Genomic DNA, 6,000 nt, shown 5'->3' on the forward strand with positions numbered 1-6,000 from the left:
ATTTTTTCCTTTTAAGTAATCATAGTTAACAATGTTTATTGTAGGAAAAATTAATAATTTGAACGAATACAATTAATGACAAATAATATCCTACCGATTGCTCATCATCGGGATGATGTAGTTGACCTTTATAAAAGTTATGAATTTGGTTTTTTATTCGTGAAAGGTATAATATCTCTAATACTTATTGATAAGTTCTTTATATAAAAAATATTACAGTTATAATTTGTAAAAAAGTTTCAGGAGAGTAGTTGTTTTAGTATAAAACACTATTATTAATTATTGATGAATAAAGAATCTTACTTTCAACGTTTTAGCGGTATAGCTAGGCTTTATGGTCAGTCGGCTTTGCAATGTTTTTCGCAAGCGCATATTTGTGTAATTGGTATTGGTGGTGTAGGCTCTTGGATTGCTGAATCGCTAGCGCGTAGCGGTATTGGTCAAATTACTTTAATTGATATGGATGATGTTTGTGTAACAAATACAAATCGCCAAATTCATGCGTTAAAATCCAATATTGGCAAAGCTAAAACATCAGTTATGGCTGAACGTATTTTACAAATTAATCCTGAATGTATCGTAAATGAAATTGATGATTTTATTAATGCGAGTAATGTTGGCAAATATTTAGGAACAAAGCAATCCCACCGTTATCACTATATTATTGAAGCAATTGATAGTGTATACGATAAAGCGGCTGTGCTTGCATATTGTAAGCGACAAAAATTGAAAGTGATTACCATTGGTGGAGCTGGTGGGCAAAAAGATCCAACCCAAATTAAAATTTCAGATTTAGCAAAGACAATTCAAGATCCATTGGTAGCGAAGTTACGAGAGAAACTAAAGCATAATTATAAATTAAATAAAGATAGTAAAGGTAAATACGGCATTCCTTGTGTATTTTCGACTGAGCAATTAACGTATCCTTCTAAAAATGGACAAGTATGCTTAACAAAAAGTGAAGCAGATGGTCCTAAAAAAATGGATTGTGAGTCAGGGTTTGGCGCAATTACAACAGTTACAGCCACCTTTGGTTTTGTGGCGGTTAGTTATGTGCTAAATAAATTGTGTAACACATAATTTTTAAAACTAGTCCTTTTTCTTCCATAATAAATTCCATTAATAATAACCACTTTTGAGTGAAAGTGGTTGTCTTTTATATCTATTTCTTTTTTAGTGATTAAATACATAAAAAATTATTTACTTTTCGTAACATGCTTTTTTTTATTCAATATATTATTGTATAAAGTAAAAATCTGATTTACGATAACGTCAATTTCGTTTTGTCATTATGCTTAAGCATTAAATAGTTTCAAGGAAGACGCCAAACGGATCCCGATTTATTTTTTAATTTCAAGGAGAAATCTATGGCAGTAACTAACATGAATGAGTTAAATGAGTTAATGGATCGAGTCAAAAAGGCGCAGGAGACTTATTCAACTTATACTCAAGAACAAGTCGACAAAATCTTTGTAGCAGCTGCAACAGCCGCCGCTGCGGCACGTATTCCACTTGCGCAACAAGCTGTTGCAGAGTCAGGAATGGGAATTGTCGAAGATAAGGTCATAAAAAACCTTTTTGCCGCTGAGTATATTTTAAATAAATATCGTCACGATAAGACTTGTGGAGTCGTTGCTGAAAATGAACCATTCGGTACTATTACTATAGCAGAGCCACTTGGTATTATTTGTGGAATTGTTCCAACAACTAACCCAACTTCAACTGCGATTTTTAAATCATTAATTAGCTTAAAAACTCGCAATGCAATTGTCTTCTCTCCACATCCTCGAGCTAAAAAATCAACTATTGAAGCTGCTCGAATTGTATTAGATGCCGCAATTAAAGCTGGTGCACCAAAAGATATTATTGGTTGGATTGACGAGCCATCTATCGAATTATCAAATGCATTAATGCACCACGATGATGTGTCTGCTATTTTAGCAACCGGTGGACCAGGCATGGTAAAAGCGGCTTATAGTTCAGGTAAACCTGCGTTAGGTGTTGGTGCAGGTAATACACCAGTTGTTATAGATGAAACAGCTGATTTGAAACGTGCTGTTGCCTCAGTACTTATGTCTAAGACATTTGATAACGGGATGATCTGTGCATCAGAACAAGCAATTGTTGTTGTTGATTCTGTCTATGATGAAGTACGTCGCTTATTAACTCAATATGGTGCATATGTCTTAAATGCTAAAGAAACTGAAGCAGTACAAGGTATTATTTTAAACGACAAAGGCGCCTTAAATGCCAATATTGTTGGTCAGCCAGCAACTAAAATTGCTGAAATGGCTGGTCTTAAAGTTCCAGCTGGTTCGAAAGTACTTGTTGGCGAAGTAAGTAAAGTTGATTTATCTGAACCGTTTGCCCACGAAAAACTTTCTCCAACGCTTGCTATGTTCAGGGCTAAAGATTTCTCTGAAGCTGTTGATAAAGCAGAAAAATTGGTTGAAATGGGTGGAATGGGGCACACTTCAGTCCTTTATACTGATCAAGATAGCAATCGTGAACGTATTGCTTATTTTGGTAGTAAAATGAAAACTTGCCGTATTTTAATAAATCAACCGGCGGCTCATGGTGGTATTGGTGATTTATATAATTTTGATTTAGCGCCATCTTTAACATTAGGATGTGGTTCTTGGGGTGGTAACTCGGTATCTGAAAATGTTGGACCGAAGCACTTAATCAATAAGAAAACAATCGCTAAGAGAGCAGAAAATATGTTATGGCACAAACTACCAAGTTCTATCTATTTTAAACGTGGCTCACTACCAGTTGCTTTAAGTGAAGTGGTTGAGCAAGGTGCAAAACGTGTATTTTTGGTAACAGATAAATTTCTATTTAATAACGGTTACTCAAAACAAATCACTGATCAATTAGAAGCACAAGGTGTTATTTGTGAAACTTTCTTTGATGTTGAAGCAGATCCAACATTAAGTGTCGTGCGTAAGGGGACTGATTCAATGCAAGCATTCCAACCGGATACAATTATTGCGTTGGGTGGTGGTTCACCAATGGATGCTGCTAAAATCATGTGGGTTTTATATGAGCATCCAGAAACTAAATTCGAAGAACTAGCATTACGTTTTATGGATATTCGTAAACGTGCTTGCCACTTCCCAAATATGGGGCAAAAAGCAAAATTAATTTGTGTAACAACCACATCAGGTACAGGCTCTGAAGTAACTCCATTTGCCGTTGTTACTGATGATGCAACAGGTCAAAAATATCCATTAGCGGATTATGCTATTACGCCTAATATGGCAATAGTTGATGCGAACTTAGTGATGAATATGCCTCGTTCACTTTGTGCAGCTGGAGGCTATGATGCCGTAACGCATGCTTTAGAAGCTTACGTATCAGTTATGGCAAGTGAGTTTTCTGATGGGCAAGCGCTACAAGCGCTAAGCATACTTAAAGCTTATTTACCAGCAAGTTATAGAGAAGGGGCTAAAAATCCTATTGCTCGAGAAAAAGTGCATAGTGCTGCAACGTTAGCTGGTGTTGCTTTTGCTCAAGCATTCCTTGGTGTTTGTCACTCAATAGCTCATAAAATTGGTGCAGCGTTCCATATTCCTCATGGTGTTGCTAATGCGATGTTAATTAGTAATGTTGTTCGCTTTAATGCAACCGATAAACCGACTAAACAAGGTACATTTAGCCAATATGGTTATCCTAAAGCAGTTAGCCGTTATGCAGAAATTGCTGATCATTTAGGTCTAACCGCTGCTACGGATAATGATGAAAAGAAAGTCGAGAAATTAATTGGTTGGTTAGATCAACTTAGAAAAGATCTTGATATTCCATTTTCTATTAAAGAATTTGGTGTGGATGAAAAGGTCTTTTTGGCTCAAGTTGATCAGCTTGCTGTTGATGCTTTTGATGACCAATGTACTGGTGCAAATCCACGTTATCCTCTAATTGCGGAGCTAAAACAGATCCTTCTTGATACTTATTATGGTCGTGCATATCAAGACAAAGGCGATCTTAGCGAAGATGTAGCTGTACAAACAGCGGCTAAAGGTGTAGGAACAACCAAAAAGAAAGTAGCTAAAAAGAAATAACATAAGTTTATTTTGAACTGAATAAAACCCTGAAATAAGCATATATTTTGGGGTTTTTTTATGATTTTGATTTATTTTTAAGCAAACAAAATAAAATTTGTTTTTTTTGCTTGCAAGGTTAAATGTTCTAGTTCATAATGCGCAGCACTTAGGCCGGCTTAGCTCAGTAGGTAGAGCAACTGACTTGTAATCAGTAGGTCGCCAGTTCGATTCCGGCAGCCGGCACCATTTTCCTAAGTAGACAAATTTATAAAGATTCGGGGTGGGGTTCCCGAGCGGCCAAAGGGAGCAGACTGTAAATCTGCCGTGTCACACTTCGAAGGTTCGAATCCTTCCCCCACCACCATCATCTAATATTAGCAATAGCTAATTGAAGCATTTAGGTAGCCGAGTTTGAACATGCGGGCATCGTATAATGGCTATTACCTCAGCCTTCCAAGCTGATGATGCGGGTTCGATTCCCGCTGCCCGCTCCAATTGCTGATATAGCTCAGTTGGTAGAGCGCACCCTTGGTAAGGGTGAGGTCGGCAGTTCAAATCTGCCTATCAGCACCATTCTTGTTAATCTCATAATTTCCTAAGCTTCTAAAAATATCAAATTTGCCTGTTTTAGAGCTTGTCACTTGGTAACTTTATCTGTTATCATTCAGAGCTAATTTTAAGTTAGTATTATGTTGATATTAAATATGATACTTGGTTAATGTGGTGATTCACCACCGATTTGTATTACATTTGAGGGACAATAAATGTCTAAAGAAAAATTTGAACGTACAAAACCCCACGTTAACGTTGGTACAATCGGCCACGTTGACCACGGGAAAACAACTTTAACAGCTGCAATTACAGCTGTACTTGCAAAAAAATACGGCGGTCAAGCTCGTGCATTCGATCAAATCGATAACGCACCGGAAGAAAAAGCACGTGGTATCACCATCAACACTTCACACGTTGAATACGATACACCAACTCGTCACTATGCACACGTAGACTGCCCAGGCCATGCTGACTATGTTAAAAACATGATCACTGGTGCTGCACAAATGGATGGTGCTATCTTAGTAGTGGCAGCAACAGATGGTCCTATGCCACAAACTCGTGAACACATCCTTTTAGGTCGTCAAGTAGGTGTTCCTTACATCATCGTATTCTTAAATAAATGTGATATGGTTGATGACGAAGAATTATTAGAATTAGTTGAAATGGAAGTACGTGAACTTCTATCTCAATATGATTTCCCAGGTGATGATACACCAGTAATTCGTGGTTCTGCGCTTAAAGCGTTAGAAGGCGATGCAGCATGGGAAGACAAAATTGTTGAATTAGCAGAAGCATTAGATAGCTATATTCCAGAGCCAGAGCGTGATATCGACAAACCATTCCTATTACCAATTGAAGACGTATTCTCAATTTCAGGACGTGGTACAGTAGTAACTGGTCGTGTTGAACGCGGTGTAATTAAAGTTGGTGAAGAAGTTGAAATTGTTGGTATCAAGCCAACTACTAAAACAACTTGTACTGGTGTTGAAATGTTCCGTAAATTGCTAGACGAAGGTCGTGCAGGTGAAAACGTTGGTGTATTACTACGTGGTACAAAACGTGAAGAAATCGAACGAGGTCAAGTACTTGCAAAACCAGGTTCAATCACTCCACATACTGATTTTGAATCAGAAGTGTATATTTTAAGCAAAGATGAAGGTGGTCGTCACACTCCATTCTTCAAAGGTTACCGTCCACAGTTCTACTTCCGTACAACTGACGTAACTGGTACTATCGAATTACCAGAAGGTGTAGAGATGGTAATGCCTGGAGATAACATTAAAATGACAGTATCCTTAATTCACCCAATTGCAATGGCAGAAGGTTTACGTTTTGCGATTCGTGAAGGTGGTCGTACTGTTGGTGCAGGTGTTGTTGCTAAAGTTATTAAGTAATCAAA

General features: G+C 37.4%; 3 protein-coding genes and 4 tRNA genes. All 7 read left to right on the forward strand.

All coding sequences use genetic code 11. The features are described from left to right. The first annotated feature begins 285 nt into the window (after positions 1 to 285). The 7 genes from tcdA (at position 286) to tuf (ending at position 5,995) form a co-directional block, all read left to right on the forward strand. A complete protein-coding gene (tcdA, locus tag A9G43_RS00685) occupies positions 286 to 1,080 on the forward strand; it encodes a tRNA cyclic N6-threonylcarbamoyladenosine(37) synthase TcdA (RefSeq protein ID WP_065605816.1) in 795 nt (264 codons plus the stop codon). 287 nt (positions 1,081 to 1,367) lie between these two features. Continuing rightward, entirely contained in the window at positions 1,368 to 4,064 is a 2,697-nt protein-coding gene (gene adhE / locus A9G43_RS00690; RefSeq protein WP_065605818.1) for a bifunctional acetaldehyde-CoA/alcohol dehydrogenase, read from the forward strand. A 152-nt stretch (positions 4,065 to 4,216) separates the two neighbouring features. Beyond that, positions 4,217 to 4,292, forward strand: a tRNA-Thr gene (locus A9G43_RS00695). Between the two features lie 33 nt (positions 4,293 to 4,325). After that, positions 4,326 to 4,410, forward strand: a tRNA-Tyr gene (locus tag A9G43_RS00700). A 55-nt stretch (positions 4,411 to 4,465) separates the two neighbouring features. Beyond that, positions 4,466 to 4,540: transfer RNA gene (locus A9G43_RS00705), tRNA-Gly, on the forward strand. A 3-nt stretch (positions 4,541 to 4,543) separates the two neighbouring features. Next, positions 4,544 to 4,619: transfer RNA gene (locus A9G43_RS00710), tRNA-Thr, on the forward strand. 191 nt (positions 4,620 to 4,810) lie between these two features. Then, positions 4,811 to 5,995: an elongation factor Tu gene (tuf, locus tag A9G43_RS00715; protein WP_065605820.1), complete on the forward strand. Its 1,185-nt coding sequence runs from the start codon at positions 4,811 to 4,813 to the stop codon at positions 5,993 to 5,995. The last annotated feature ends 5 nt before the right edge of the window (positions 5,996 to 6,000 follow it).

Source organism: Gilliamella sp. Occ3-1 (genome assembly GCF_001690655.1).
In the GTDB taxonomy this organism is placed as follows: Bacteria; Pseudomonadota; Gammaproteobacteria; order Enterobacterales; family Orbaceae; genus Gilliamella; species Gilliamella apicola_P.

Excerpts from the sequence above, each read along its gene's own strand:
- tcdA (WP_065605816.1), top strand. The coding sequence starts at position 286 with ATGAATAAAGAATCTTACTTTCAACGTTTTAGCGGTATAGCTAGGCTT.
- adhE (WP_065605818.1), top strand. The coding sequence starts at position 1,368 with ATGGCAGTAACTAACATGAATGAGTTAAATGAGTTAATGGATCGAGTC.
- tuf (WP_065605820.1), top strand. The coding sequence starts at position 4,811 with ATGTCTAAAGAAAAATTTGAACGTACAAAACCCCACGTTAACGTTGGT.